Origin of the sequence: Roseovarius gaetbuli (assembly GCF_900172365.1) — a bacterium.
Lineage (GTDB): Bacteria > Pseudomonadota > Alphaproteobacteria > Rhodobacterales > Rhodobacteraceae > Roseovarius > Roseovarius gaetbuli.
In genome coordinates this window covers 14,473-39,844 of record NZ_FWFJ01000007.1, presented here as the reverse complement: position 1 = coordinate 39,844, position 25,372 = coordinate 14,473, and the positions used below count along the sequence as shown (strand labels likewise).

The following is a 25,372-nucleotide window of genomic DNA, read 5'->3' as shown; positions in this document are numbered from 1 at the left end:
TGCGGCTTGATAAATGTAACTCTATAACATATCAACCCCGAAACGTTGCCCCGAAAGGCCCGCCATGGATACGATCGGATTTCAAAAGCACGACCACGCCTCCTGCATGCGCGCCGCCCTTGCGGCGGTCGAGGCCTATTGCGCCGCGCATAAGCTTCAGTTCACTCCGGTGCGTCGCCGGGTGCTTGAAATCCTGCTGGCGCGGCATCGCGCAATGGGGGCCTACGAAATCCTCGACACGCTGCGCGACGAGGGCTTGGGATCACAGCCACCCGTGGCCTATCGCGCGCTTGATTTTCTGGTCAACCACGGCTTTGCCCATAAGATCGAGCAGCTCAACGCCTTTATCGCCTGTACCCATCCCGGAGAGGATCACACCCCGGCCTTTCTGATTTGCCGCAATTGCGATGCGGTGGCCGAGGCCCATGCAGAACCCTCGCGCGGGATGCTTGGGCGCGCTGCCTCTGACACCGGGTTTTCCATCGAACAGGCCGTGGTCGAGGCGCTTGGCCTCTGCCCCAATTGCCGCAGGGGGGCCTCGGCATGCGCCTGATCGAGACCAGGGACCTGAACATGCGCCTTGGCGGCAACGTCGTGCTTGAGGGCGTCAACCTCTCGATCACGCGCGGCGAGATCGTGACCATCGTCGGGCCGAACGGATCGGGTAAATCAACGCTTTTGCGGGCGATTATCGGCGCCCTCGCCCCGACCAGCGGCGCGATCACCCGCGCGCCGGGGCTCAGGATCGGCTATGTGCCGCAAAAGCTTCATATCGACCCGACGCTGCCGCTGACGGTGACCCGATTTCTGGGCCTGCCGCGCCGTCATCCGGCGAGCGATTTGCGTGCCGCTCTGGAACAAGCGGGCCTGCCGGATTTGCGCGATCACCAGATGGCGGATCTTTCCGGCGGACAGTTTCAGCGCGTCCTGCTCGCGCGCGCCTTGATGGAAAAGCCCGATCTTCTGATCCTCGACGAGGCCACGCAGGGGCTTGATCAACCCGGCTCTGCCGCGTTTTACCGCCGCATCGAAGAGGTCCGCCAAAGCCTTGGCTGCGCCGTTCTGATGGTCAGCCACGAATTGCACGTGGTGATGAGCGCCAGCGACCGGGTGATTTGCCTCAATGGCCATATCTGTTGCGAGGGGCGCCCCGAGGTGGTGGCGCAGGCCGAAGAATATCGCGCCATTTTCGGGCGCGGCACCCAGGGCGCCTTGGCGCTTTACCGGCATGAACACAACCACGATCACGACCATAGTGCCGATTGCACGCATGATCACGATCACGATCACGATCATCCACATGAGGCCGCCGAATGACACTGCTTGACGATTTCATGATGCGCGCCGCCCTTGCCGGGCTTGGCGTGGCGCTTGCCGCCGCCCCTTTGGGCTGCTTCGTGGTCTGGCGGCGGATGGCCTATTTCGGCGATGCGACGGCGCATGCCGCGATCCTTGGGGTGGCGCTTGCCCTGGCGTTTTCGACCTCGGTCTTTATCGGCGCGCTTGCGGTATCGCTTGCCATGGCGATGACGGTCTCCGCCCTGTCGGGGCGTGGCTTTGCGATGGATACGTTGCTTGGGGTGTTGGCCCATTCCGCGCTTGCCTTTGGCCTTGTGGCGGTGTCCTTCCTGAGCGGCGTGCGGATTGATCTTATGGCCTATCTCTTTGGCGATATTCTGGCCGTGAGCGTCGGCGATATTGCGGTGATCTGGGGCGGGGCCGCTCTTGTGGTTGGCCTGGTGCTCTGGCGATGGCAGGCGCTGTTGACCGCCACGCTCAGCACTGATCTTGCCTATGCGGCGGGGATCAACCCGCGGCGCGAACAGCTTGTTCTGACACTGGCGCTTGCGCTCGTGGTGGCGGTGGCGATCAAGGTGGTCGGGGTCTTGCTGATCGCGGCCATGCTGATCGTGCCCGCCGCCGCCGCGCGCCCGCTGGCGGGCACACCAGAGCGCATGGCCGCGATTGCCACGGTGATCGCCGCGATCTCGGCGCTTGGCGGGCTTGGCGCGTCGTTCCGGCTTGATACGCCGACCGGGCCGACGATTGTCTGTTTGGCCGCCCTGATCTTTGCCGCGACCAGCCTTGCCGACAGTATGCTGGCCCGCCAAAGGGGGTCATCTGCGCGCTGATCCGCCCAAGAAACTTACTCCGACCATTTTAGTCGGAATTATTTATTGACTCTTTTAGTCGGAAATAAGAAAACAGGCGCATCACTTCACTCGGACACCCAAGAGAGGACACCCGATGCAATCGCTCAAAGCTGTCATAGGCATGGCCGCAACACTCGCGCTGACCACCCCCGTGTTCGCGCAGGAGGTCAATGTATATTCCAGCCGCCATTATGATTCCGACAACGCGCTTTACGAGGAATTCACCGACAAGACCGGCATTTCCGTCAACCGGATCGAGGCCGACGCAGACGAGCTTATCGCGCGCCTGACCGCCGAAGGCGCCAATAGCCCTGCCGATGTGTTCATCACCGTTGACGTGGGCCGCATGGCCCGCGCCGAAGAGGCCGGCGTGCTTCAGCCCTTCACTTCGGACGTCATCAAAACCCGCGTGCCCGCGCATCTGCGCCACCCAGATGACCTCTGGTTTGGTCTCTCGCAGCGCACCCGCATCCTCTTTTACGCCAAGGATCGCGTCGAGACCCCGCCGCAGACCTACGAAGAGCTGGCCGATCCGAAATGGCAGGGCAAGGTCTGTATCCGCTCCTCCTCGAACGTCTATAACCAGTCGCTTCTGGCCTCGATCATCGACGCCGATGGCGCCGAGGCGGCCAAGGATTGGGCGGCTGGCGTTGTCGCCAACATGGCGCGCCCGCCCCAGGGCGGTGACACAGATCAGCTTCGCGGGCTTGTCTCGGGCGAATGCGATGTGGCGGTGGCCAACAACTATTACTTCCTGCGCGGCTTTGATGGCGATGTTGACGGGCTGACCTCGGGTATCGAGGGCATCGGCTGGGTCTGGCCCAATCAGGACGGGCGCGGCGCGCATGTCAATCTGGCCGTGGCCGCGATGACCGCCGCCGCCCCCCACCCCGAGGAAGCCACTGCGCTTCTGGAGTTCCTGACCGACGAATTTGCCCAGACCCAGTTTGCCCGCGACAACCACGAATACCCCGTCGTTGACGGCATGGCCGGGGACGAGGGCACGGCGCGGCTTGGCGCGTTCAAGCCCGACACAACCACCAACACCTCGGCCTTTAGCCGCAATGCCGCCGAGGCACAGGCGATCTTCAATCAGGTCGGTTGGAACTAAGGCGCAAATTCCATGCCCCGCGCATGATTGCGGGCGGCGCGCAAATATCCTAATGTCGGGCTCAGACCATAGGGCCCGGCACATTCATGACCTCCGTTCGGCTTCGACTTCTGATCCTGGCCTTGCTGCCCTTGATGGTGCTGATGCCGCTGTTGCTTTTGCTGGCGGTCAACCGCTGGTCGGCCAATTACGACAACCTTTTGATCACCAATGTGCAAAGCGATCTGCGCATCGCCGATCAATATCTGCAACGCATCCTCACAACCACCGGCAACGACGTGCGAAGCCTTGCGCGCTCGCTCGATTTCAACCGCGCGAGCCAGCACAACGCTGACCGTTTCAACCGCTTTCTTCAGGATAACCGCGCGAACCTCGGGCTTGATTTCCTCTATTTCCTGCCCGCCCCCGAGGCGCGTGAAGAGGCCAATCGCTGGCCGGTGATTGCGGCCGCGGTGCGCGGCGGTTCGGCCACCGAAATTGATATTTTCCCGGCCGCTCATCTGGCCACCCTGCCAAGTGGCGCCGGGCTTGCGGCACGCGCGCGGGTGCCCCTGATCGAGACCCTCGCCGCCGTGCCCACCGAGCGCACCACCGAGGATCGTGGCATGGTCGTGCACACCGCCACGCCGGTCACGACGCCGGGGCGCAACGGGGTTCTGGTGGGGGGAATTCTGCTCAACCGGAACCTTGATTTCATCGACACGATCAACGCGCTTGTCTATCGCACCACCGGCGACAGCGATGATCGCAAAGGCACCGCGACCCTGTTTCTCGAAGATGTGCGCGTCTCGACGAATGTGCGCCTGTTCGAGGGCGAGCGCGCGCTTGGAACGCGCGTTTCGGCGGCGGTGCGCGGTGCGGTTCTGGATGCAGGGCGGACCTGGCTCGATAGCGCCTTCGTGGTCAATGACTGGTATATGTCGGCCTATGAGCCGCTGATCGACAGTTTCGGCAATCGCGTTGGCATGCTTTACGTGGGCTTCCTTGAGGCGCCCTTCACGGCCGCCAAGCGCAGCGCCTATATCCTTATATTTTCTGCCTTTCTCGCCATTCTGGCGCTGAGTGTGCCGCTGTTCCTGCGGCTGGCGGGCGGGATTTTCTCGCCACTGGAGCGGATGACCCAGACCATGCGCAAGGTCGAGGACGGCCAGCTTGACGCGCGCATCGGGCCGGTGCGCTCGCGCGATGAAATCGGCACGGTGGCAGCGCATCTCGATAGCCTGCTTGACCAGGTACAGGAACGCGACCGCGATCTGCGGTCCTGGGCGGATTCGCTCAACACGCGGGTGGAGGAGCGCACGGCGGAACTGCGCGAAGCCAATCAAAAGCTCGAAACGACCTATAAGCAACTGGTGATGTCGGAAAAGCTCGCCTCTATCGGCGAGATTACCGCCGGGGTCGCGCATGAGATCAACAACCCGGTGGCGGTCATTCAGGGCAATGTCGATGTGATCCGCCAGACCCTTGGCAGCGCCACCGAAGCGGTGGAAACCGAGCTCTCGCTGATCGACAGGCAAGTCGGGCGGATCAGCGCGATCGTGAGCAAATTGCTGCAATTTGCGCGGCCAAGCGAATTTGGAACCTTCGAAGAGCAGGTGGATATCGCGACCGTGCTGAAAGATTGCCTTGTGCTGGTCGATCACGTGATCACCAATCCGCGAACCCGGCTGTCCATAAAGATGGCCGAGGACGCCCCGCCTGTGCGCATCAATCCCGGCGAGTTGCAGCAGGTAATCATCAATCTTGTGGTCAACGCGGTACAGGCCATGGGGGATCGCGGCGCCTTGACGATCCACCTGATGCGGCGCGATCAGGCGGGGAAAAGCGGCGTGGCGCTTGTCATTGCCGACACCGGCCCCGGCATTCCCGCCGACAAGCTGGCGTCGGTGTTTGATCCGTTCTTTACCACCAAGCTTGGCGAAGGCACCGGGCTTGGCCTCTCGGTCAGCCAAACCCTGATCCAGGGTGCAAAGGGGCTTATTTCCGTGCGCAACCGGGCCAGCGGCGGGGCAGAATTCACCGTTTGGCTTCCCGAGGACGCCTGAGCACTGTTATTGATTTCGCATGTTCGAGAAGCTCAAAACCGGTTTCCACTTTTGAGCAACATGCTCTAACGTATTGATTTCGCGTGTTCGAGAAGCTCAAAACCGGTTCCCACTTTTGAGCAACATGCTCTAGAGTCCCCAGGCCATGCATTTGCGATCGACCGTCTTGCGCGCCACGCCAAGTCGGCGCGCCGCCTCGGCGCGGTTGCCACCACAGGCGTCAAGCACCGCCATGATATGGCGTTGTTCGACAAGTTCCAGCGTCTCGATGGCCTGTGCGCCGCTGACACGCCCCGAGCCGGAAAACTCAACGGGAAAGGCCCCGAGGATCACCGAGCGTTCAATCAGGTTGCGCAATTCGCGCACATTTCCGGGCCAGTCATAGCGGCTGAGCTTCAACAGCACTTCTTCATTGAGCTCTAGCGCGGGCATGCCAAGGCTTCTGGAAAATTCGCTCATGAAAAGCGCGGCCAGCTCGACGATATCTTCCTTGCGCTCCTTGAGGTGCGGCATCTCGATGTTGACCACATTGATCCGATGATAAAGATCGGCGCGAAACCGGCCCTCGTCGACCGCCTGCTTCAGATCGGCATTGGTGGCAAACAGAAACCGCAGGTTCAGCGGGATTTCGCGTTCCGAGCCAAGCGGCCTGATCCGCTTGTCCTCCAGCACCCGCAGCAGCGCGGTCTGCACATTCTCGGCCAGCTGCGCCACCTCATCAAGCAACAAGGTGCCGCCATCGGCATGCAGCAAAAGACCGTCCTTGCGGTGGCTTTCGCCCTCGACCACACCGAAGAGTTCTTCGGCGATCCGCTCGGGGGAAATCGCGGCGCAGTTGATCGCGACAAACGGCTTTTCCGCGCGATCCGACATGCCATGCAGGGTGCGCGCTGCGATTTCCTTGCCGGTGCCGCTTGCGCCGGTGAACAGCACCGAGGTGGGCAGTGGCGCCAGTTTGCCGAGCATCTCGCGCACCCCCTGCACCGGTTCGGAATTGCCCAAAAGCCGCCCGCGCGCGGCCTGTCCGCCCTCTGACAATTCATGACGCAACAGATAGTTTTCCCGCCGCAGGTATTTGCGGTCGAGTGCGCGCGCCACCGCGTTCAAAATCTGATTGGCGCGAAACGGTTTCAGCACGAAATCACTCACCCCCGCCCGCAGCGCCTTGATCGCGGTATCAAGGTCGGCATAGGCGGTGATCAGGATGGTATCGGCGAAAAAGCCGACGTGGCGCTGTTGCTCAAGCCAATCAAGCCCGGTCATGCCGGGCATGATATTGTCGAGGATCACCAGATCGAAATGCGCCTGATCAAGGATGTCGCCGGCCTCTTGGCAAGAGCGTGCCTGCTCGACCCGCTTGCAGCGCGGGCCGAGGATTTTGACCAGAAAGTTGCGCATGCCCGGTTCGTCGTCGATCACAAGGACCGAGGCCGCACCAAGGTTTTCACCGTAGTCGTCACGCTCGTCCTGCGCGGTCCGCCCCTGCGCCGCGGTGGGGTTCATTGCGCGGCGTCACCAAGGCGAACCGCATCGCCCGAACGTTGACCTTCGGTCGTAAACCCTGCTATTTCAATAGCATAGGGCGCGGCGGCGGCAATAATGGCGCTGGCCACAAAGGCCGTGATCATAGCTTTCATCTCTTAGTTCTCCTGTTTGGCCGTGGCATCACGCAGATAGTCTATCATATCGGTTCGATCCTGCGCGGCCGTGATCCGTTGCATGGGCATCTTGGAGCCGGGAATATAGTGGTCCGGCCCAAGATCAAACAAAGCGTCGATCGTTTCGTCCGACCAGATAACATCAGATCCGGTCAGGGTTTCGGAATAGGCATAGCCCGGCACGCTGCCGGCGGCGCGCCCGAACACCCCGTATAATGTCGGCCCCGCCTTGCGCGATGGCGGCGGTGTGAGCGCGTGACAGATCGAGCATTTGCGCATGAATTGCCGCTCGCCGTTGCTCATCTCGCGGGGCGCGCGCAAAAAGCTGTGCTCGCTCGCGCCCGCCGGGTCATATTCGCTCAGCAAGGCCACAGGCCAGCCATAGACCACCTCGTTCAGCCCGCCGGCATAGATCGTCTCGCCATCAGGCGAAAATTCAAGCGCCCAGACCGGGCCGCGCTGCATGGCGCGAAAATCGCGCGCGATGCGCCAGTCATGGGTGTCGATCACCATGATATAGCCATGCCCGTCGCCTGCCGCCAATTGCCCGCTGCCCGCATGAAAGGCCAGCGACAGGATCGGGCGGCGATCAAGGGTGAAATCCGCCACCGTCTCGCCGGTCTCAGGCCGGATCACCCGCGTCGCGCCGTCAACCGCGCCATAGGCCAGCCAGGCATCAATGGGGCCAAGCATGATCCGGTTCACGCCAAACCCCTGATTGATCACGACGCGAGGGCGCATGTCCGGCTCTTGCCAGTGCCATTCGCGCACCGTGCCATCGGAGGACGACGAATAAAGCAGCGCGCCATCACGCCCAAACGCAACATCGGTCACGGCGGCGTCATGGCCACTCAGGAACCGTGGCGCGCCCCCCGCAAGCGGCCAAATCCCGATAGAGCCGTCCCAGCTTGCCGAGGCGATCCATTGCCCATCCGGCGAGACATCAAGCGCCGCGATCTTGCCCTTGTGCCCCTCAAGGCGGGTGTGGCTGCCGTTTTGCGCGTCCCAGAGGATCAGCGCAAAATCATCGCCCCCCGATGCCAGCAGGCTCTGATCGAGGAATTCAACGCTGATCACCGCCGCGCGGTGCCCCTCAAGCCAGCGCGGCATCCGCCCCTGCCAGAGCCCGACCGAATTGTCGAAACTGGCCGAGGCCACCTGTCCGGTCTGTTGCTGCACGGCAATGCCCATGATCGGTCCGCCATGCCCCTTTAGCGTGGTAAAATCCTGCGCGGCCAGCGGCGAGGTCATCGCCGCCAGTCCAAGAGACAACAGGCCTGTCAAAAGTCGGCCCATGGCTACTCTGCAGGGGTCGCTTTGCCTTCGGTCTGACCCTCGGCCTTGCGAATTTCCTCAAGCCAAAGGCTGTGGTGCTCGCGCGCCCATTGCTCTTCGACTTCGCCCGACCCCATTGCGTCATAGGCGCCTTCCATCCCGATCGAACCGATGTAGATATGCGCCAGGATGATCGCCATCAGAACAAAGGCCATGATCGAATGCCAGAGCGTCGCAAGCTGCATTTCCTCATGCGGCGCAAGGATGACCGGCAGATCGCCAAAGCCAATCGCCTGCGGCAGGCCAGTCTGATTGAGGATCGCGAAGGTCTTGGCGAACATCGGCAATTCGAACGGGAACAACAGCGACAGGCCAGTCACCGAGATCGAGGCACCAAACAGGATCACCGACCAGAAGATCATCTTTTGACCGGCATTGAACTTTTTGGCGGGCGGGTGAACGCCTTTCTTGAAGATACCACCACCAACGGCCAGCCATTTCAGGTCGGTCTTGTTGGGGATATTGTGCATCACCCACATGAAGAACACCATCACAAGGCCGATCATGAAGGCCCATGAGATATTGTTGTGCACCCATTTCGACGCGATCGCCATGGTCGAGAACATCTCGTGGCCGAACGCGGGAATGAGCACCTTGCGGCCAAACAGCGTGATCAGCCCGGTAATGCCAAGCACCACGAAAGAGCCGGCCATAAGCCAGTGACCAAAGCGCTCGACCGCCTGAAAGCGGGTGACGGTGCGGCCGGTCTTTTCGCCGTCGATGCGAATGCGTCCGCGCAGCAGAAAGAACAGCGCCAGCAACACGATTGTGCCACCCAAAAGGTAGGCGCCATAGGTCGCCAGCGGCCCTTGGCGGAATTGCAGCCATTTCATGCCGCCGTCCTGAATGAGGACCCCCGCCACCGGCCCGCCGGTCGAAACCGTGACGTCGCCTTTGCCATAACGCAGCGCGCGCCAGACTTCGGAATCCGAGGCCCCGCCCAAAGTGCCAAGCTGGTTTGCGGCCCCGGCGGCGCTATTGGGGTCGCCCGTCGCGCCGGAGCGGAATGAATCGTCAATCTTCTCGCCGCGTTGCCGGGCAAGGATATCGTCCAGTGTCTGCGCCCCACCGGTTGCCGAACGGTCCGGCTGCGGCGCCTCGGCCGCCTCTTGCGCGGCCAGCGGAACCGTCAGGAAAAGAGACACCAGAAGTGTCATGAGAATGCGGGTCATCGCGGGTCATCCTGTCTGGGAATTTCAAACATTGGTAAGGGGGGCGACGCAACCGCCGCCCACCCGATCCGAACTGCGGTTGGGCGCACCGTTTCGGGTGCGCCCCTGACCAGAGGTCAGCCGCCTTTCTGTTCGTAGGCCGTACCCCAGCCCCAGGCACCCGAGCCGAAGCCGCGCGCCACGACACGCTCGCGGTAGATGGCCGACACAACGTCGCCATCGCCCGCCAGCAGCGCCTTGGTCGAGCACATTTCGGCACAGATCGGCAATTTGCCTTCTGCAATCCGGTTGCGCCCGTACTTCTGGAACTCGGCTGCCGAGTGGTTTTCCTCGGGGCCGCCGGCGCAGAAGGTACATTTGTCCATCTTGCCGCGGCTGCCAAAGTTGCCAGCCTGCGGATATTGCGGCGCGCCAAACGGGCACGCGTAGAAGCAATAGCCACACCCGATGCACAGGTCCTTGGAGTGCAGAACGATGCCTTCTTCGTTCTGGTAGAAGCAATCCACCGGACAAACCGCCATACACGGCGCATCTGAACAATGCATACAGGCCACCGAAATCGAACGCTCACCCGGGCTACCGTCGTTGATCGTGACCACCTTGCGGCGGTTGATCCCCCACGGCACCTCGTGCTCGTTCTTACAGGCCGTTACGCATGCATTGCACTCGATGCAGCGTTCGGCGTCGCAAAGAAACTTTGCTCTTGCCATGTCAGTATCTCCTTATGCTGCACTGATTTTGCAAAGAGTCGCCTTGGTCTCTTGCATTTGTGTGACTGAGTCATAGCCATAGGTCTGGGCCGTGTTGGACGCTTCACCCAAGACATAGGGGTCTGCCCCTTTGGGATAATTCGCCCGAAGATCCTTGCCCTCAAAATGACCGCCAAAGTGGAAGGGCATGAAGACAACGCCTTCACCCACCCGTTCGGTGACCATCGCCATGACCTTGACCTTGGCGCCTTCGGCACCTTCGACCCAGACCTGCGCGCCGTCCCGCACACCAAGGTTATTGGCATCGCGCGGGTTGATTTCGACGAACATGTCCTGCTGAAGCTCGGCCAGCCAGGGGTTCGAACGGGTCTCGTCACCGCCACCTTCATATTCGACCAGACGGCCGGATGTGAGGATGATCGGATACTCTTTCGAGAAGTCGTTCTTCTGGATCGAGGCATACATGGTCGGCAGACGGTAATCGTGCCGGTCCTCGTATGTCGGATAATCCACGACCAGATCGCGCCGGTTTGTATAGAGCGGCTCGCGGTGCAGGGGCACCGGATCGGGGAAGGTCCAGACGACGGCCCGCGCCTTGGCATTGCCGAAGGGCGCACATTCATGGGCAATCGCCACCCGCTGGATGCCGCCCGAAAGGTCGGTTTTCCAGTTGGTGCCTGCTCCGGCAACCGCATCAATCGACGCGCGCTCCTCGGCGGTAAGGTCACCGTCCCAACCAAGATCCATCAGCATCTGCATAGTGAATTCAGGGTAACCGTCCTGAATTTCCGACCCCGCAGAATAGACGCCCTCGGCCAGAAGATTGTCGCCATCCCGCTCAACGCCGAAACGCGCGCGGAAGGTCAGGCCACCCTCACTGACAGGTTTGGACATGTCATAGAGGTTGGGCGTACCGGGATGGTTCATCTCGGGGGTGCCCCAGCATGGCCAAGGCATACCGTAGTAATCGCCATCTGCGGGGCCGCCACGGGCCTGCAAGGTGGTGCGATCAAAGGTGTGCTGGTTCGCCATGTGCTTCTTGATGCGCTCAGGCGATTGACCGGTATAGCCGACTGTCCACATGCCGCTGTTGAATTCGCGGGTGATGCTTTCGACGTTCGGCGTTTCCGCGTCGTCCATCTCGATATTGCGGAACAGGCGGTCGGCCCAGCCAAACTTGTTGGCGAACTTGGCCATGATGACCTCGTCCGGCTTGCTTTCAAACAGCGGTGTGACAACGCGGTCACGCCACTGAAGCGAGCGGTTGGACGCGGTCACGGACCCGCGGGTCTCGAACTGCGTACAGGCCGGCAGGAGGTAAACGCCATCGGTGCGGTCATGCATGACGGCGGAAACGGTGGGATACGGGTCAACGACGACCAGCATGTCCAGCTTTTCCATAGCCGTTTTCATTTCCTTGCCGCGGGTCTGAGAGTTGGGCGCGTGGCCCCACAGAACCATGGCACGCACCTTGTTGGGCTGATCCATGTTTTCCGTGTCTTCCAGAACACCGTCGATCCAGCGGCTGACAGGGATACCCTTGAGGTTCTGCAAGGAGGTGTCCTTGCCGTCCTTGTCCTTGATGCTGTCGAATTGACCGGCAAGCCAGTCGGCATCTTCACCCCAGACGCGGCCCCAATGGGCCCAGGCACCGCCCGACAGACCGTAATAGCCCGGCAGGGTGTGGCTCAGAACGCCAAGGTCGGTTGCGCCCTGCACGTTGTCGTGACCACGGAAGATGTTGGTGCCACCGCCCGATGTGCCCATGTTGCCAAGGGCCAGCTGCAGGATGCAATAGGCGCGGGTGTTGTTGTTGCCGTTGGTGTGCTGTGTGCCACCCATGCACCACACGACGGTGCCGGGGCGGTTGTTGGCCAGGGTGCGCGCAACGCGACGCAACTGCTGACCGGGCGCGCCGGTGACACGCTCGACCTCTTCGGGGGTCCATTTGGCAACTTCGGCCTTGATTTCATCCATGCCCCAAACGCGGGTGCGGATGAATTCCTTGTCTTCCCAGCTATTCTCAAAGATGTGCCAGAGAATACCCCAGACAAGCGCCACGTCCGAACCGGGACGGAAACGCACATATTCATCGGCATGGGCCGCCGTGCGGGTAAAGCGCGGGTCGCAGACGATGAGGGGGGCGTTGTTCTGTTCCTTGGCCTTCAGGATGTGCAACAGCGAGACGGGATGCGCCTCGGCGGGGTTGCCACCGATGATGAAGATCGCCTTGGAATTGTGCATGTCGTTGTAGGAGTTGGTCATCGCGCCATAGCCCCAGGTGTTTGCAACACCGGCAACTGTGGTCGAGTGACAAATCCGGGCCTGGTGATCCACGTTGTTGGTGCCCCAATAGGCAGCAAACTTGCGGAACAGATAGGCCTGTTCGTTGTTGTGCTTGGCAGAGCCGAGCCAATAGACGCTGTCAGGTCCGCTTTCTTCGCGAATCTTCATCATGCCGTCGCCGATCTCGTCGATCGCCTGTTCCCAGCTGATGCGCTTCCATTCACCGCCCTCTTTCTTCATTGGGTACTTGAGGCGGCGTTCGCCATGGGCGTGTTCACGCACCGCGGCCCCTTTGGCGCAATGGGCGCCAAGGTTGAACGGGCTGTCCCAGCCGGGCTCTTGCCCGACCCATACACCGTTCTGGACTTCGGCGACGACTGTACAGCCGACCGAGCAGTGGGTGCAGACGGATTTGATCGTCTCGACGGCTTCATTGGCTGCACTTTGCGCGTTTGCACGCGTCACTGTACCACCCATGGCGCCGATTGCGGCCAGGCCACCAATGGCCAGACCGGATCCGCGCAGGAACGCGCGGCGGTCGACCGACTTTTCGGCGACCTCAGACAGGATACTGGTCCGCTGGGGGCGTCTCGCAACCCCGTTGGTCTTTTTCCTAAGCATGTTTCTCTCCTCCCTTGGCAGTCCTGTTGGACACTGCCGGGTACTAATGTTTCCTCTGACAGTCGGGCCTATCGCAACCAGTCGTCAGCGGAGTTTGACCTCGTCCGGCGGTTTAGAACCGGGCGCTGTCGAGATAGGCGCGAGTATGCGCAGTGTCCTGCATTCTGTCGGATGACAGGTCAGGCTGGGCCGCCTCGGCAGCGGTCCCGCCCGCAACGGCCAGAGCCGCAGCAGCAGGCGCAGCAGTGCCGGCCAGTTTCAGAAAATCGCGGCGGCTGGTGTCGCCCTCGGTCTTCTTGCTCATAAGGGTGTTCCTCCCTTGGGTGATGACGGGTTGCCCCGCCGGTTATGCGGGCTAGCCCGCGCTCATCCGGAAGCCCTGCGCCTCGATATCCATGTAGACCCGACCGACAGCGCCGACCGAAGCATATAAAACCGAATTGGTCGCTGCTTCCAAATCTGTGAAAAAGTGACCGGCCCAGGGGCCGATATGTTTGCCGAAGAACTGTTTCTGATCCGCAAGGCTGGCGGGTTTGCCATAGCGCCCGGTGATCATCCCGGCCATCATCTCCATCAAGGAGGCGATGTTGTCTTCCGGCTCGTAAACGTTCTGGGCGCGCGTCATGCTGCGCGCGGCCATGTCCCGGCGCAGCCCGGCCAACGGCTTTTCGTTGAGAAAGCCGGTCAGGTAGTAGCTTGCGTAGGGCAGCAATTCACCCCGGCCAAGACCGATGAACAACGCGTTGAACTCGCTTTCAACCGCGCGCGCCTTGCTGTGGCCCGCGATGCGCGCAAGGGCGCCGATCGCCGTGCCAAGCTCGGTGTCGCCGCCGGTGAGCGTCGCGGTCTGATCCAGCATGACCTGTTCGGGCGGGCGCGACAGGATCACGCCAAGGTAGTCGTAAAGATCGGCGCGCAGGCGATCCTCTTCGGTGATCTCATGCGCGGGACTTTGGTTTTCCATCAGGGCCTCTTGGTTGGTCATACCGATGCTCCGGTCTGATCTTGAAATACGAAACTCATTCGGCGGCGCGGCGGGGCCTCGTCGGCCTCTTGCGTGGCCACCTCGACGGGCGGCGCGCTTGCCTCTTGCGCCTCGCTTGTGGCCGCACTCTCTTCCGGCTCACCCTCGGCCATGGCGACAACCGCCTCTGGCTCATCCTCCTGCGGCAACTCGCCTTCCAGCAGCTCGTCTTCCTCGGGCGGGTTCGCCTCAAGCTCGGCCTGGCGGGCCATTTCCTCGACATGGGCGGTCATGCCCTTGCCCACCTGATAGGCGGTCTGCATGTGCTTAAGCACCTTGGCCTTGTCGGTAAAATCTTCGCCGTAATCCAGCAGCCCGTCAAGGTTTGCCAGCGCCGGGTTCGACGTCCAGAGCCGACGCAGCGCCCGACGGCGCAGCCGGTCCGGCACGGCCTTGGTCATGAAAGCGCGGAAATCATCGCCCGGCCCCATCGTGTCGGGATCGGGCAGGTCCAGCTCTTCCAGAAGCTCGGCGTCGGTCTTGTCCGCCTGCTCGGCGTCACGTGCGGCAAGGGCCTGCGCCTCGCTTGCGCGGGCCTCGGCCTCGGCTTCTGCCTCGACCTGCGCCTTTCGGCGCGACCAGAAATCGCCCCGGCTCAATGCACCCGTCCTTTACGGACGGAAGCAGGCGCGCGGTAAACATCGCTGAGCTGGTGAATACGCGGATCGCCGACACCATCCTCGACACGATTGACATCGGTCTTGTCGCGGCGGCGTTTCTTGAATTCTTCTTCCTGGTGGTGCGCATCGACGAATTCGCGCACCCAGGCCACGAGCCCCTCGGGCATGGCGACTTTCTCGACGATCTCTTCGCCGGTGTCGGCGTAATCCTGGGCCTCGAAGGGCGAGGCGGTGACCAGCACCACATGAAAAGGCTTGCTCGCCGCATCTGCGCCGACATTCTGGCGCATCACCACGTAGACCGAAGGCACCCGCGCGGAGATCCCCTGAAGATAGGCCTCGGTTTCAGCGCCGTGCAATTCCATCTGGGCGGTGGCCGCGTGATAATCCACCGTGTCGCCATCGCGGCGCAACACGCGCCAATCCGCCGCCCCTGCGCCGGGCATGACCGAAACCGCGCGCCACGACCAAGCGGCCCAACGGGTCACGCCGGGTGCCCTGCGGATAACGACCCCGACGGGGATCGTGGCATAGGTTTTCGGATTGTAGATCACGCTTGGTTTTTCGTCCCTGGCTGGTTGACCCCAGATTGGTGCAGATTTCTGACCACTCAAAGCGCTTTCTGTGTGCAATGGTCCACCAAGTGAGAAGACAGGACATTTTGGACCGAATTTCTGCCCCTCAGGGATGAACATGGTCAGATTGACCGACCTGCCACTTTCGCCGCCTTGCAGCAATTGCGACAATGCGGCCATCGAAAACGAATCACCTGCCCCCGACCTGGGCCGTTGCGCCGGGTTGGCGCGATTGGAATTGCTGTTTACGACGGGGTCGAATCATGCCTACTCTGACGCCGCACTGACGCAACAAACGTTCTTCTCAACATCGCGAAAACACTGGGGTAAAAATGCCTAAGCAATTGATTTTGTGCGACTGTTCCGGCACTCAAACGCTGGATAGCGACGCCCTTGCACAGGCCACCGGCCTTGGCTGTTCGCGGGTGCATTCCGCGCTTTGCACCGATGAAATCGGACAGGCCGCCAAGGCCATCGAGGGCGGCGAGGCAATTATTTGTTGCCGTCAGGAACAGCGGATTTTCGAAGAGCTGGCCGCCGATATCGGCGCCCCCGAGCCCGCCTTTGCCGACCTGCGGGATCGTGCCGGGTGGAGTGATGACAGCGCCTCGAAACTACCCAAAATGGCCGCACTTCTGGCCGAGGCAAGCCTGCCTGCGCCGCGCGAAAAGACGCTGGACGTCATTTCAGAGGGGCTTTGCCTGATTATCGGGGCCTCTGACGTGGTGCTTGCGGCGGCCGAAAAACTGGCGCCGCTCCTTGGGGTTACGGTGCTTTTGACCGATGACTGCGCCCCGCCGGAGACCCGCAATTTCGATGCGATCCGGGGCCGCGTGGCCCATGCCAAGGGCGCGCTCGGGCAGTTCGAGCTTACCATCGACGCGCTGCAACAGGTCAACCCGGCGGGCCGTGGCGCGCTTGGTTGGGGGGCGCCGCGCGATGGCGGTCAGACCGCCTGTGACGTGATCCTTGACCTGACCGGCGCCACGCCGATGTTCCCGGCGCCGCAAAAGCGCGAAGGCTATCTGCGCGCCGATCCCGGCAGCCTTGTTGCCGTCTCGGACGCGGTATTCGAGGCCGCCCAGATGATCGGCACCTTTGAAAAACCGCTCTACGTCGCGCTTGAGCCGCTGATCTGCGCCCATAGCCGCGCCGAGCAGACCGGGTGCAGCAAATGCCTTGATATCTGTCCCACCGGGGCGATCCTGCCGATGGGCGAGCATGTGACCATCGACCCGATGATCTGTGCCGGCTGTGGCGCTTGCGCCGCGCGCTGTCCGTCTGGCGCGATCACTTATGATGCGCCCTCGCCCGATGTCACCTTTCGCCGCATTCAGACGCTGGCCTCGGCCTATCGCAAGGCGGGCGGCGACGCGCCGCGCCTGTTGGTCTGTGACCACGATCACGGCGGCCAGATGATCAGCCTTGCGGCCCGTCACGGGCGCGGCTTGCCCGCCGATGTGATCCCGCTAGAGGTCGAGGCCCTGTCGGGCTTTGGCCATGCGGAAATCCTGGCGGCGCTTGCTTCGGGCTTTGCCGAGGTGGCGATCCTCGTGTCGCCGCGCGCCGAGCGCGACGCGCTCGACCTTGAAATTCCGCTGGCGCAGGCGATGGCCGGTGCGGGCCGCGTGACCCTTCTGGACCTAAGCGATCCCGATGCTCTCTGCGATGCGCTTTATGATGCGGGCGAGACACCTGCGCCCTGCGCCGATCCGATCCTGCCGATGGGAAGCCGCCGTCAGGTGGCGCGCCTTGCGGCCAAGACGCTCACGCCCGGCGATGAGGTTCTGCCCCTGCCCGAGGCCGCACCCTATGGCGCGGTGCTGGTCAATACCGATAGCTGTACGCTCTGCCTGAGCTGTGTGTCGCTCTGCCCGTCGGGGGCCTTGCTTGACAACCCCGACATGCCGCAGCTGCGCTTTCAGGAGGATGCCTGTCTGCAATGCGGAATCTGCGCCACGATCTGTCCGGAACAGGCGATCACGCTGGAACCACGCATGAACCTTGGGGATTCCGCCCTGACACAGGTGGTGCTGAACGAGGAAGAGCCGTTTGCCTGCATCGAATGCGGCGCCTTGTTCGGGGTGAAATCAACCGTCGAAAAGGTGGTTGAAAAGCTGGCAGGCAAGCATTCGATGTTCGCCACCTCGGACACCGCCAAGATGATCCAGATGTGCGATGGCTGCCGGATCAACGCCCAGTATCATTCAAAGAACAACCCCTTCGCCGGGGCCGAACGCCCGGCCGTGCGCACCACCGAGGATTACCTCAGCAAGCGCAAGGATCACTGATGCCTGATCGGTGCGCCAAGGTCGGCGGGGGCAACCCGCGAGACATAGGCCATGATGGCCTCGAGATCATCAAGCGTGATCTCGACCGGCACGATTGGGGGCGGAAAGTGATCGGCGAAGGGTTCGGTGATCTCTGCGACTTGGGTAAAGGCAGGGTGCGGGTTGAGCGCGAAAAAACCCTGAAACCGCGCGCCCCAATCGGGCAGCGCGCGCAGCACCGCGAACGACGGGGTCGAACCGATGGCGTTCATCCGGTTTTCTTCGGATACCACGTGACAGCGCCCGCAATGGCGCAGCGACAGGCCCTTGCCGGCCACGGCGTCGCCCTCGAACACAAGGGCAACCTCGGCCCTCTCCTCGACCTCTGGCAGGGAAAAGGGCGCGCGCCCGTCGACCTCAAAGCTCGTCAGGGTGCGCTGTCCGATCTCGGAGGTCAGCCAATCGGCAAACCGCGTCGCGCCCGCATGCGTGCCGCGCAGGCGCATCCGCCAAGTCGTGCCCTCGCCGATGAAAACCGCGCGCCCCTCGGTCTTGCCAAAGGCCATTTCGGCCTCGCCATCGCCACTCAAGATCTCTATCCGCACGCCGGTCTTGAGCGAAAAGCGCGGGCGCAGGTAATCGAGCAAGCCGCTGGCGATCAGCGCCTCGGGCGCGCTCAGGCGAAACAGGCGGTCGTCGGCGCTCGCGCTCAGGGGCAAGAGCGTCGGCAAGAGCGCCGCCAGACAGAAAATGATCATCCGCAGCACACGGTTCGGGCTTGGGTTCCATCCTTGCATGACCCACGTTAGAAACAGCCGCATGTCTGCGTCAACCATCTTGAACACCAAACGGAGAGACACATGAGCGAAGATTTCAACATGTCGATGCGCAAATTCCTCAAACAGGTCGGCGTGACCTCGCAGCAGGCCATCGAAGAAGGCATGCGCAACGCGGGCGACACCGCCGGGCAAGAGTTCAGCGCCAAAGTGGTTCTTACCGTTGACGGGCTCGATATCGAGCATGTGGTCACCGGTACGATCAAGGGGCAAAACTAAGGTGGCCCTTACCCGCGACAGCGTTCTGGACGCATTGAAACAAATCACCGATCCGGTCAGCGGCTCTGATATCGTCTCGGCCGGGGTCACCCGCGGGCTGAATGTCGAGGGCGGCACGGTGCGCTTCGTTCTGGAAATCGACCCGGCCAAGGCCGAGGCCTATGGCCCGGTGCGCGACGCCGCCGAGGCCGCCGTGCGCGCGCTTGAGGGTGTCACCGAGGTGTCGGTCGTGCTGACCGGGCATTCCGCCAAGGCGCCGCCCGATCTCAAACCCAACCGCAAGGCAGAGCCAAAGGGCCCCGAAAAGGTGCCCGGCGTCAATCACCTGATCGCCATCGCCAGCGGCAAGGGCGGGGTCGGCAAATCCACCGTTTCGGCCAACCTCGCCTGTGCACTCGCCGCCGAGGGGCGCCGCGTCGGGCTTTTGGATGCCGATGTTTACGGGCCAAGCCAGCCGCGTATGCTTGGCGTGTCTGGTCGCCCCTCAAGCCCGGATGGCAAGACCATCCTGCCAATGCGCAATCACGGCGTCACGATGATGTCGATTGGCCTGATGACCAACGAAGGTCAGGCGGTTGTCTGGCGCGGTCCGATGTTGATGGGCGCGCTGCAACAGATGCTGATGCAGGTCCAGTGGGGCGCTTTGGATGTGCTTCTGGTCGACCTGCCGCCCGGCACCGGTGACGTGCAAATGACCCTTGCGCAAAAGGCGCAGGTCGACGGCGCGATCATCGTCTCGACGCCGCAGGACATCGCCCTTTTGGATGCGCGCAAGGGCATCGACATGTTCAACCAGCTTAACGTGCCAGTTCTGGGCATGATCGAGAACATGTCGACGCATATCTGTTCGCAGTGCGGCCATGAAGAGCACGTGTTCGGTCATGGCGGCGTTGCGGCCGAGGCCGAAAAGCTGGGCGTGCCCTTGATGGCGGAAATCCCGCTGCATATGGATATCCGGCTGGCGGCGGACGGGGGCGCACCGATCGTGGTCTCCAAACCCGATAGCCCGCAGGCGCAGGCGTTCCGCGCCATTGCCCGCCAAATGATCGAGGCAGGCGTCGCATGAGCACGCCCGCCTTTCCACCGCTCATGTCGGGGCTGGCGGTGAGCGGGGCCATTGATCCGTTCGAGAAGGCCTGCGCCATGGCCAGCCTTGGCTGTGACGCGGGGCTTATCGTGCATAACATCACCGCCAACCGGCTTTTGGCGGCGCTTGTCATGGCCCCCGAGGTGCCGCTTGAAGAGGCGATGGCGATGCTGCCGGCCTGTGGCGTGGGGTTTCAGAACGCGCTTGGCGCGCTCGCCCCGCCCGAGGTTGCCGTGCATCTTGAATGGCCGGGCGGTATCCGCATCAATGGCGCCGCCTGCGGGCATTTCCGGGTGGCGGCGGGCGGCTCTGATCCTGCTGGCCTGCCCGGCTGGCTTGTGGTGGGGATCGACCTGCCGCTGATGCAGATCAATGAGCGGCCCGGCGACCGGCCCGACCAGACCGCGCTTTATGACGAAGGCTGTGCCGAGGTTGATCCTGTTGCCCTGCTGGAAAGCTGGGCGCGTCATACGCTTGTCTGGATCAACCGCTGGGAAGAAGACGGCGGCAAGGATCTGCATTCCGAATGGCGCCCGCTGGCCCATGACATGGGCGAGGATGTGCGCCAGAACGGTATCGCGGGCAAATTCCTTGGCGTCGACGAGCGTTTTGGCATGCTGTTGCGCGACAATGACACCACCCACCTTATCCCCCTCAGCACCTTGTTGGAGTCACCGCAATGAAACTTGCCCGTGCCATCCATTTCGATGAAAGCGATCAACGCGTCTATCACAGCCCGGCGCGCACCGGTGAATGGTGTGTGCCCGGCGGCTTCGAGTTTTCCAACTGGAGCGAGGCCGATCTGACCGGCAAGGCGCGACAGGCCTTTGCCAACGGCTGGCTTGGGGTGGAAACCTTTGGCCGCGTGACCTTTGTCGCCGTGACCCAGGTCGAACAGGCCGAGATCGACACGCTGGCGCGCGCCCTTGCCCAGCATTTTGTCGATGTCTACGGCGCGCCCGACGCCGAGGCCGCCCTGCCCGTGGCCGTCGAGGAGATCATGCAGATGGTCGAGCTTTGCGAAGAGCATGCCGCCAACACCCTGTTGACGGTGGCGCGCGATCTGACCGACGCGGGGGTGCGCGAAAGCTTTCGCGCGATCGAGCCTCAGGACGCGGGCATCGAGCAATTCGCGATCCACGGCGCGCTTGACGAATAGGCCAGAGACCGGCGCCGGTCAGTCCCGGTCGCCGGTCCTTTCGACCCGCCTGGCGCGATACTCGTCAATCCGCGCCTCAAGGCGGTCGGCATAGGCGGCCCGCTCAGCGTCGCTCATCGTGGCAAGGTGATCGAGCAAAAGCCGCTGACCCATCTCGAAACGCTCGCGAAACCCCTCGCGCTGTTCGCTCATCCGCGCGGCGACCGTGGCCGGGTCAAACGGCACCGCGCGCAGATCGGCCACAAGTGCGTCAAATCCGGCACGTTGCGCCGCGCGGGTGCGCCCGCCATCGCGATAGGCGCCGCGCATCTTTTCACCGATCTCGCGGCGATCCTCGTCATTAAGCGCGCGGGTCAAAGGCCCGCCCGCCATGTCAAGCCGCGAGGGATGATGCCCGCCATGCGTGCCGCCGTGGCGCAAGGCCCAACTGCCGATCACGCCGACCACCAAAAGGTTGAACGCCAGCGACACCACCAAAAGGCCACGCACCCAAGGGCCGAGCCGGGTGGGGCACTTGTCGTCGTTGGTTTTATCGGTTCCCGTCGCCATCAGAAATCTCCCCCGGCAAGATCAAACGCCAATTCCGGTGCAACATCAACAAGATAGGCGGCGTCGCTTGTCCCATCCAATATTCCCTCAGGCAGGCTTATGCCAAGCCAGACCCCGGCCACCGCCGCCGTTGCAAGCCCGGTCATTGCGGGCCATCCGCCAAGCAGCCGGTAGAGCTGGCTCGAGAGCGTGCTGCGGCGGGTCGATTGCGGCGCGGGTCTTTGCGCAAGGGCCTGAACCGCCTGCGCGTCCTCGTCGATCCGGGCCATGAGGGCCGCAGAGGGCTCTGCGGCATGCCTGCGCGCGGCGTCAAAGAACACCTCAAGCCCCGGCATATCGTCTTTGTCACTCATCGCCATATCCAAGCTCCTCTTGTCGCCCTGCAAGGGCGGCTGTCAGCGCGCGTTTGCCCCGCGCCGTCAGGCTTTCCACCGCTTCGGTGGTGATGTCCATAATCTCGGCGATCTCGGGGTTCGCCAGCCCTTCGATGTGGCGCAACACAACCGCCTGTCGCTGCCGGTCCGGCAATTGGTCAAGGGCAGTCTGGAGCGCCTCGGCGCGGGCCTCGGCCTGCATGTGATCGGTGACACTTGCGCGGCCATCCTCGGGCTCGGGGATGCTGTCCAATGCAACGCCCCGCGCACGTCGGCGCAGATCAGTGCAAAGGTTCGCCACCACCCGGTACAGCCAGGTCGTGACCTTGGCCTCGCCCTGACGCCAGTCAGGCGCGATCTTCCAAAGGCGCAGCATTGCTTCCTGGGTGACATCCTCGGCCTCGGCGTGATTGCCAAGCAGACGATAGGCGTGCCCCATAACGCGCGGCGTCAGACGCGCGGTCAACGCACGCGCGGCCGACGCGTTGCCATTGGCAAACAAGACCAGCAAAACCTCATCCGGCTCATCACTCATGGTGTCCAGCGGCATGTCCGTGTTCCATAGGTATCATACTGCACAGGAGGCGGGCCCCTCCACAAGGCCGACAGCGGTTTAACGCTGTCGGCACGCCACCTTGATCAAAGATCAGTGGTGATCATGATGACCGTGGTGATGGTGGTCATGGTGGTCATGGTGGTCATGGTGGTGATCGTCATGGTCATGATGTCCGCCGTCGCGGTGATGCCCTTTGCCATGGCCGTCATACCGGTGCCCTTCATACCCGCGCCCTTTGGCGCCATGATGGCCCCTGCCATGCTCGCCATGCATCCCGGCATAGCGACCGGACCGGTCTTTTTGACGCGCGCCCTTGTGCATCTTGCCGATATCGGCGAATTCCTCGGCGGAAATCGCGCCATCGCCATCGCTGTCGTGCATCTCGAACATGCGGCCCATCCGGCCTGCCTGCATCTCATCCATGGAGATCTTGCCATCCTTGTCGGTGTCGCGGCTCTCCATCATCGCCTGTGCCCTTGCGGCCATCCGTTCGGCCATGCGGGCCTGCATGCGGGCGGTCATTTCTTCGGCTGAAATCGCGCCGTCGCCATCGGTATCGGCGGCCATGAACCGCTCTTGTGCGCGGGTCTGCATTTCTTCCTGCGTGACCTTGCCGTCGCCGTCTGCATCCAGCTCTTCAAAATCAAAGCCGGGACCGTGGCGCATGCCGCCCTGTCCCATTTGCTGAGCCATCACAGAGGTCGATGTCGCCGCAATCACGGCGGCAAGTATGCCTGAAGCCAAAATTGGTCTTTTCATTTTTTCTCTCCATCAAAGTGATCGTGTGTGGGCCTTAGGAACCGGGCCGGTATCGGCCAATCCTGAAACTGATACGCAACCCGCTGCGGTTTCCGTCGTGCCTTGTGTGGATTTTTTCGCAGACCGCCTTCTGCGCGTGTCTCACCTTTAGATCCCGGCTTTGCGACATGGCGACGCAAGGACGCCCTGACCCCTTTATTCGCGGCGCAATCTGCACCAGTTTGCCCAGATCAATTTCGGGGATTACCATGACCTATCAGACCGCTATCAGCACAGACCGCGCCCTCTGGCCCGCGCTTCGCAGGGGCTTTCGCCGGAAATGCCCGAATTGCGGCAATGGTCCGCTGCTGAAAAGCTATCTCAAGGTGCGCGACACCTGTACGGTCTGTCGCGAAGACTTTAGCCACAACCGCGCCGACGACGGGCCGGCCTACCTTACGATTCTGATCGTCGGTCACCTGATGGCGCCGCTTTTGCACATCGCGTTCGTGCAGTTTCGTCCCGAGCCGCTTGTGCTGTTCACGATATTCGCTATTGGCACCATCACCCTGTCGCTCTACCTTTTGCCGCGACTGAAAGGGGCGATTGTTGCTTTCCAATGGGCCCGGCTGATGCATGGGTTCGGAGGAGGCAACTGACCCTTTGCTGCTGAAAGGGCCAGTATGACCAGCACGACGCCGGATAAATCCGCCATTCGCAATGCCGCAACCGTGATCGCCTTGCGTGATCGCATGGGCGACCCGCATGTCCTTATGGGACAGCGCGGCGCGCAGGCGGCGTTCATGCCCAACAAATTCGTCTTTCCCGGCGGGGCGGTCGATGCCGCTGATGCCAGTGTGCCGCTGGCACGCGCCCTGCCCGTGATCTGCGCCGCGCGTCTGTTGGAAGACAGCAAAGAGGATCTCGCACACGCGCTTGCCGCCGCCGCGATCCGAGAGCTTTGGGAAGAAACCGGCTTGATCCTCGGGCAACCCGGTGACTGGCTGGACGAGGTGCCCGCCGATTGGGAGGGATTTGCCGCACGCGGTCATGTGCCAGTGGCGCACCCGCTACAATTTGTGTTTCGCGCCATTACGCCGCCGGGGCGGCCGCGCCGGTTTGATGCGCGGTTCTTCCTTGTTGATGCCGAAGAGATCGCGGGCGATCTTGATGATTTCTCCGAGGCCTGCGACGAGCTTTCGCATCTGCAATGGGTGCCGCTGCGCGATGCACGCAAGTTCGACCTGCCGTTCATCACCGAGGTGGTTTTGGCCGAGGTCGCCGCCCGCGCCCATGATCCCGCGCCGCCTGAATCGGTGCCGTTCTTTCGCAATGACGACGAAGAAAGCCTGTTTTTGCGGCTTAACGGAAAGCAACCACGGCGATAACCGACAGGGTGACCAGCGCGATACCAAGCGCTTCGCGCCGGGTGACTTTCTCGCCAAAGAACAGCACCGAGGCGCAGAGCGAAAAGATCACCTCGACCTGTCCCACGGCAAAGACATAGGCCGCGTTTTCAAGGGTGAAGGCGGTGAACCACAGCAAGCTGCCCATCATGCCCGCGACGCCGATCCAGACCGCGCTGCGCCAGGCAGCCGCTACGCGCCTGACCTGCCCCGGCTCGCGCCAGATCAACCAGGCACCAAGGGCAAAGGTCTGCGCCAGCGTGACCACGGCCAGGGTGACACCGGCACGCAACAGCGGGTCCTGGCTGGCGATCTCAAGCGTGGCGCCGCGATAGCCCACGGCGGAAATGGCAAAGAATGCCCCCGAGGCCAGACCCAGAAACGCCGCCCGGTTCGCGATCCGACGCACCCAACGCCCCTCAAGACCCGGCGTGTCCGATAGGATCAAGACCCCGACAAGACCCAAGACGATCGCGCCAAGGCCAAGCGCCGAGATGCGATCGCCAAGTACGATCAGTCCGACGACTGCGGTCTGCACCACTTCGGTTTTCTTGAAGGTGATCCCGACGGCAAAATTGCGCTCGGCAAAAAGCGCCACAACGCACCATGTGGCCAGGATCTGCGTCAGACCGCCGGTCATCGCATAAAGCCAGAACAACGGCGAAAACCCCGGCAGCGGCGCCCCGGTCAGCGCAATATAGCCAAGGGTCAGGGCCACCACCAAAGGCGCCGAATAGAAAAACCGCGCCAACGTCGCCCCGCCAGCCGTAAGCGCGCCCATGCTCAGGCGCTTTTGCAGCATGAAGCGCAACGTCTGAAACGCAGCCGCCGCTACGGAAAGGAGTATCCAGGCTTCCATCAGCTTGTC

General features: G+C 62.4%; 28 protein-coding genes. 12 read left to right on the top strand and 16 right to left on the bottom strand.

The features are described 5' to 3' along the window. Nucleotides 1-64: 64 nt before the first annotated feature. The 5 genes from ROG8370_RS05310 to ROG8370_RS05290 all read left to right on the top strand — a co-directional run bounded on the left by ROG8370_RS05310 (nucleotide 65) and on the right by ROG8370_RS05290 (nucleotide 5,309). Nucleotides 65-553 carry a Fur family transcriptional regulator gene (locus ROG8370_RS05310; protein ID WP_085826043.1) on the top strand — a complete coding sequence of 163 codons (489 nt, stop codon included), beginning with the start codon at nucleotides 65-67 and terminating at the stop codon, nucleotides 551-553. Beyond that, nucleotides 544-1,317, top strand: a complete 774-nt coding sequence (locus ROG8370_RS05305) for an ATP-binding cassette domain-containing protein (protein WP_085826042.1) — start codon at nucleotides 544-546, stop codon at nucleotides 1,315-1,317. The genes ROG8370_RS05310 and ROG8370_RS05305 overlap by 10 nt, the downstream gene beginning before the upstream one ends. Beyond that, nucleotides 1,314-2,132 (top strand): metal ABC transporter permease, encoded by an 819-nt coding sequence (locus ROG8370_RS05300; protein ID WP_085826041.1) that lies wholly within the window; start codon nucleotides 1,314-1,316, stop codon nucleotides 2,130-2,132. Before ROG8370_RS05305 ends, ROG8370_RS05300 begins: the two co-directional genes overlap by 4 nt. A 115-nt stretch (nucleotides 2,133-2,247) precedes the next feature. Continuing rightward, nucleotides 2,248-3,264 carry an extracellular solute-binding protein gene (locus ROG8370_RS05295; protein ID WP_085826040.1) on the top strand — a complete coding sequence of 339 codons (1,017 nt, stop codon included), beginning with the start codon at nucleotides 2,248-2,250 and terminating at the stop codon, nucleotides 3,262-3,264. 86 nt (nucleotides 3,265-3,350) lie between these two features. Beyond that, entirely contained in the window at nucleotides 3,351-5,309 is a 1,959-nt protein-coding gene (locus tag ROG8370_RS05290) for a sensor histidine kinase (protein WP_085826039.1), read from the top strand. A gap of 129 nt (nucleotides 5,310-5,438) precedes the next feature. On the opposite strand, the gene ROG8370_RS05285 is transcribed toward ROG8370_RS05290, so the two are convergent. The 10 genes from ROG8370_RS05285 to ROG8370_RS05245 form a co-directional block, all read right to left on the bottom strand. Continuing rightward, entirely contained in the window at nucleotides 5,439-6,812 is a 1,374-nt protein-coding gene (locus tag ROG8370_RS05285; protein WP_085826038.1) for a sigma-54-dependent transcriptional regulator, read from the bottom strand. Further along, complete coding sequence (locus ROG8370_RS20495; RefSeq protein WP_170925181.1) at nucleotides 6,809-6,946, bottom strand: hypothetical protein; 138 nt, start codon at nucleotides 6,944-6,946, stop codon at nucleotides 6,809-6,811. Before ROG8370_RS20495 ends, ROG8370_RS05285 begins: the two co-directional genes overlap by 4 nt. A 3-nt stretch (nucleotides 6,947-6,949) precedes the next feature. Beyond that, nucleotides 6,950-8,263 (bottom strand): c-type cytochrome, encoded by a 1,314-nt coding sequence (locus tag ROG8370_RS05280; RefSeq protein WP_085826037.1) that lies wholly within the window; start codon nucleotides 8,261-8,263, stop codon nucleotides 6,950-6,952. Between the two features lie 2 nt (nucleotides 8,264-8,265). Then, nucleotides 8,266-9,474 (bottom strand): formate dehydrogenase subunit gamma, encoded by a 1,209-nt coding sequence (locus ROG8370_RS05275; RefSeq protein ID WP_085826036.1) that lies wholly within the window; start codon nucleotides 9,472-9,474, stop codon nucleotides 8,266-8,268. 116 nt (nucleotides 9,475-9,590) lie between these two features. Next, on the bottom strand, nucleotides 9,591-10,184 hold the full coding sequence (fdh3B, locus tag ROG8370_RS05270; RefSeq protein ID WP_085826035.1) for a formate dehydrogenase FDH3 subunit beta: 594 nt from the start codon (nucleotides 10,182-10,184) through the stop codon (nucleotides 9,591-9,593). Between the two features lie 12 nt (nucleotides 10,185-10,196). Continuing rightward, nucleotides 10,197-13,091 carry a formate dehydrogenase subunit alpha gene (locus tag ROG8370_RS05265; protein ID WP_085826034.1) on the bottom strand — a complete coding sequence of 965 codons (2,895 nt, stop codon included), beginning with the start codon at nucleotides 13,089-13,091 and terminating at the stop codon, nucleotides 10,197-10,199. 112 nt (nucleotides 13,092-13,203) lie between these two features. Next, nucleotides 13,204-13,395: a twin-arginine translocation signal domain-containing protein gene (locus ROG8370_RS05260; protein ID WP_085826033.1), complete on the bottom strand. Its 192-nt coding sequence runs from the start codon at nucleotides 13,393-13,395 to the stop codon at nucleotides 13,204-13,206. Between the two features lie 51 nt (nucleotides 13,396-13,446). Further along, entirely contained in the window at nucleotides 13,447-14,076 is a 630-nt protein-coding gene (locus ROG8370_RS05255) for a TorD/DmsD family molecular chaperone (protein ID WP_085826032.1), read from the bottom strand. Next, nucleotides 14,073-14,714, bottom strand: coding sequence for a DUF3306 domain-containing protein (locus ROG8370_RS05250; RefSeq protein ID WP_085826031.1), 642 nt, complete (start codon nucleotides 14,712-14,714; stop codon nucleotides 14,073-14,075). Before ROG8370_RS05250 ends, ROG8370_RS05255 begins: the two co-directional genes overlap by 4 nt. Next, nucleotides 14,711-15,289, bottom strand: coding sequence for a DUF3305 domain-containing protein (locus ROG8370_RS05245; protein WP_245827212.1), 579 nt, complete (start codon nucleotides 15,287-15,289; stop codon nucleotides 14,711-14,713). Before ROG8370_RS05245 ends, ROG8370_RS05250 begins: the two co-directional genes overlap by 4 nt. 353 nt (nucleotides 15,290-15,642) lie before the next feature. On the opposite strand from ROG8370_RS05245, the gene ROG8370_RS05240 reads away from it, so the two are divergent. After that, a complete protein-coding gene (locus tag ROG8370_RS05240; protein ID WP_085826030.1) occupies nucleotides 15,643-17,601 on the top strand; it encodes a 4Fe-4S binding protein in 1,959 nt (652 codons plus the stop codon). Here ROG8370_RS05240 and ROG8370_RS05235 read toward each other — a convergent pair. Then, entirely contained in the window at nucleotides 17,595-18,416 is an 822-nt protein-coding gene (locus ROG8370_RS05235) for a cytochrome c family protein (RefSeq protein WP_085826103.1), read from the bottom strand. The genes ROG8370_RS05240 and ROG8370_RS05235 overlap by 7 nt on opposite strands. Before the next feature lie 24 nt (nucleotides 18,417-18,440). Between ROG8370_RS05235 and ROG8370_RS05230 the strand changes: the two genes are divergently transcribed. From ROG8370_RS05230 to ROG8370_RS05215, 4 genes are read left to right on the top strand one after another with little or no spacing between them, the layout of a single operon-like run. Next, entirely contained in the window at nucleotides 18,441-18,635 is a 195-nt protein-coding gene (locus ROG8370_RS05230; protein ID WP_085826029.1) for a DUF6494 family protein, read from the top strand. A 1-nt stretch (nucleotide 18,636) separates the two neighbouring features. Next, nucleotides 18,637-19,701 carry an Mrp/NBP35 family ATP-binding protein gene (locus ROG8370_RS05225; RefSeq protein ID WP_085826028.1) on the top strand — a complete coding sequence of 355 codons (1,065 nt, stop codon included), beginning with the start codon at nucleotides 18,637-18,639 and terminating at the stop codon, nucleotides 19,699-19,701. Continuing rightward, a complete protein-coding gene (locus tag ROG8370_RS05220) occupies nucleotides 19,698-20,405 on the top strand; it encodes a biotin/lipoate--protein ligase family protein (RefSeq protein ID WP_085826027.1) in 708 nt (235 codons plus the stop codon). The genes ROG8370_RS05225 and ROG8370_RS05220 overlap by 4 nt, the downstream gene beginning before the upstream one ends. After that, on the top strand, nucleotides 20,402-20,881 hold the full coding sequence (locus ROG8370_RS05215; protein WP_085826026.1) for a DUF6505 family protein: 480 nt from the start codon (nucleotides 20,402-20,404) through the stop codon (nucleotides 20,879-20,881). Before ROG8370_RS05220 ends, ROG8370_RS05215 begins: the two co-directional genes overlap by 4 nt. A gap of 18 nt (nucleotides 20,882-20,899) precedes the next feature. Here ROG8370_RS05215 and ROG8370_RS05210 read toward each other — a convergent pair whose 3' ends face one another. The 4 genes from ROG8370_RS05210 to ROG8370_RS20735 all read right to left on the bottom strand — a co-directional run bounded on the left by ROG8370_RS05210 (nucleotide 20,900) and on the right by ROG8370_RS20735 (nucleotide 23,119). Beyond that, nucleotides 20,900-21,430 carry a periplasmic heavy metal sensor gene (locus tag ROG8370_RS05210; protein ID WP_085826025.1) on the bottom strand — a complete coding sequence of 177 codons (531 nt, stop codon included), beginning with the start codon at nucleotides 21,428-21,430 and terminating at the stop codon, nucleotides 20,900-20,902. Further along, nucleotides 21,430-21,783: a hypothetical protein gene (locus tag ROG8370_RS05205; RefSeq protein ID WP_085826102.1), complete on the bottom strand. Its 354-nt coding sequence runs from the start codon at nucleotides 21,781-21,783 to the stop codon at nucleotides 21,430-21,432. Before ROG8370_RS05205 ends, ROG8370_RS05210 begins: the two co-directional genes overlap by 1 nt. Then, a complete protein-coding gene (locus ROG8370_RS05200) occupies nucleotides 21,776-22,354 on the bottom strand; it encodes an RNA polymerase sigma factor (protein WP_085826024.1) in 579 nt (192 codons plus the stop codon). Before ROG8370_RS05200 ends, ROG8370_RS05205 begins: the two co-directional genes overlap by 8 nt. Nucleotides 22,355-22,450: 96 nt before the next feature. After that, nucleotides 22,451-23,119, bottom strand: coding sequence for an EF-hand domain-containing protein (locus ROG8370_RS20735; RefSeq protein WP_085826023.1), 669 nt, complete (start codon nucleotides 23,117-23,119; stop codon nucleotides 22,451-22,453). 248 nt (nucleotides 23,120-23,367) lie between these two features. Here ROG8370_RS20735 and ROG8370_RS05190 point away from each other — a divergent pair, with 248 nt between their 5' ends. After that, on the top strand, nucleotides 23,368-23,757 hold the full coding sequence (locus ROG8370_RS05190; protein WP_085826022.1) for a DUF983 domain-containing protein: 390 nt from the start codon (nucleotides 23,368-23,370) through the stop codon (nucleotides 23,755-23,757). 24 nt (nucleotides 23,758-23,781) lie between these two features. Continuing rightward, complete coding sequence (locus tag ROG8370_RS05185) at nucleotides 23,782-24,486, top strand: NUDIX hydrolase (RefSeq protein ID WP_085826021.1); 705 nt, start codon at nucleotides 23,782-23,784, stop codon at nucleotides 24,484-24,486. Here ROG8370_RS05185 and ROG8370_RS05180 read toward each other — a convergent pair. Continuing rightward, nucleotides 24,461-25,363: an EamA family transporter gene (locus tag ROG8370_RS05180; RefSeq protein ID WP_085826020.1), complete on the bottom strand. Its 903-nt coding sequence runs from the start codon at nucleotides 25,361-25,363 to the stop codon at nucleotides 24,461-24,463. The genes ROG8370_RS05185 and ROG8370_RS05180 overlap by 26 nt on opposite strands. Nucleotides 25,364-25,372 lie beyond the last annotated feature (9 nt).

Excerpts from the sequence above, each read along its gene's own strand:
- ROG8370_RS05310 (WP_085826043.1), top strand. The coding sequence starts at position 65 with ATGGATACGATCGGATTTCAAAAGCACGACCACGCCTCCTGCATGCGC.
- ROG8370_RS05305 (WP_085826042.1), top strand. The coding sequence starts at position 544 with ATGCGCCTGATCGAGACCAGGGACCTGAACATGCGCCTTGGCGGCAAC.
- ROG8370_RS05300 (WP_085826041.1), top strand. The coding sequence starts at position 1,314 with ATGACACTGCTTGACGATTTCATGATGCGCGCCGCCCTTGCCGGGCTT.
- ROG8370_RS05295 (WP_085826040.1), top strand. The coding sequence starts at position 2,248 with ATGCAATCGCTCAAAGCTGTCATAGGCATGGCCGCAACACTCGCGCTG.
- ROG8370_RS05290 (WP_085826039.1), top strand. The coding sequence starts at position 3,351 with ATGACCTCCGTTCGGCTTCGACTTCTGATCCTGGCCTTGCTGCCCTTG.
- ROG8370_RS05285 (WP_085826038.1), bottom strand. The coding sequence starts at position 6,812 with ATGAACCCCACCGCGGCGCAGGGGCGGACCGCGCAGGACGAGCGTGAC.
- ROG8370_RS20495 (WP_170925181.1), bottom strand. The coding sequence starts at position 6,946 with ATGAAAGCTATGATCACGGCCTTTGTGGCCAGCGCCATTATTGCCGCC.
- ROG8370_RS05280 (WP_085826037.1), bottom strand. The coding sequence starts at position 8,263 with ATGGGCCGACTTTTGACAGGCCTGTTGTCTCTTGGACTGGCGGCGATG.
- ROG8370_RS05275 (WP_085826036.1), bottom strand. The coding sequence starts at position 9,474 with ATGACCCGCATTCTCATGACACTTCTGGTGTCTCTTTTCCTGACGGTT.
- fdh3B (WP_085826035.1), bottom strand. The coding sequence starts at position 10,184 with ATGGCAAGAGCAAAGTTTCTTTGCGACGCCGAACGCTGCATCGAGTGC.
- ROG8370_RS05265 (WP_085826034.1), bottom strand. The coding sequence starts at position 13,091 with ATGCTTAGGAAAAAGACCAACGGGGTTGCGAGACGCCCCCAGCGGACC.
- ROG8370_RS05260 (WP_085826033.1), bottom strand. The coding sequence starts at position 13,395 with ATGAGCAAGAAGACCGAGGGCGACACCAGCCGCCGCGATTTTCTGAAA.
- ROG8370_RS05255 (WP_085826032.1), bottom strand. The coding sequence starts at position 14,076 with ATGACCAACCAAGAGGCCCTGATGGAAAACCAAAGTCCCGCGCATGAG.
- ROG8370_RS05240 (WP_085826030.1), top strand. The coding sequence starts at position 15,643 with ATGCCTAAGCAATTGATTTTGTGCGACTGTTCCGGCACTCAAACGCTG.
- ROG8370_RS05235 (WP_085826103.1), bottom strand. The coding sequence starts at position 18,416 with ATGGTTGACGCAGACATGCGGCTGTTTCTAACGTGGGTCATGCAAGGA.
- ROG8370_RS05230 (WP_085826029.1), top strand. The coding sequence starts at position 18,441 with ATGAGCGAAGATTTCAACATGTCGATGCGCAAATTCCTCAAACAGGTC.
- ROG8370_RS05220 (WP_085826027.1), top strand. The coding sequence starts at position 19,698 with ATGAGCACGCCCGCCTTTCCACCGCTCATGTCGGGGCTGGCGGTGAGC.
- ROG8370_RS05215 (WP_085826026.1), top strand. The coding sequence starts at position 20,402 with ATGAAACTTGCCCGTGCCATCCATTTCGATGAAAGCGATCAACGCGTC.
- ROG8370_RS05210 (WP_085826025.1), bottom strand. The coding sequence starts at position 21,430 with ATGGCGACGGGAACCGATAAAACCAACGACGACAAGTGCCCCACCCGG.
- ROG8370_RS05205 (WP_085826102.1), bottom strand. The coding sequence starts at position 21,783 with ATGAGTGACAAAGACGATATGCCGGGGCTTGAGGTGTTCTTTGACGCC.
- ROG8370_RS05200 (WP_085826024.1), bottom strand. The coding sequence starts at position 22,354 with ATGCCGCTGGACACCATGAGTGATGAGCCGGATGAGGTTTTGCTGGTC.
- ROG8370_RS20735 (WP_085826023.1), bottom strand. The coding sequence starts at position 23,119 with ATGAAAAGACCAATTTTGGCTTCAGGCATACTTGCCGCCGTGATTGCG.
- ROG8370_RS05190 (WP_085826022.1), top strand. The coding sequence starts at position 23,368 with ATGACCTATCAGACCGCTATCAGCACAGACCGCGCCCTCTGGCCCGCG.
- ROG8370_RS05185 (WP_085826021.1), top strand. The coding sequence starts at position 23,782 with ATGACCAGCACGACGCCGGATAAATCCGCCATTCGCAATGCCGCAACC.
- ROG8370_RS05180 (WP_085826020.1), bottom strand. The coding sequence starts at position 25,363 with ATGGAAGCCTGGATACTCCTTTCCGTAGCGGCGGCTGCGTTTCAGACG.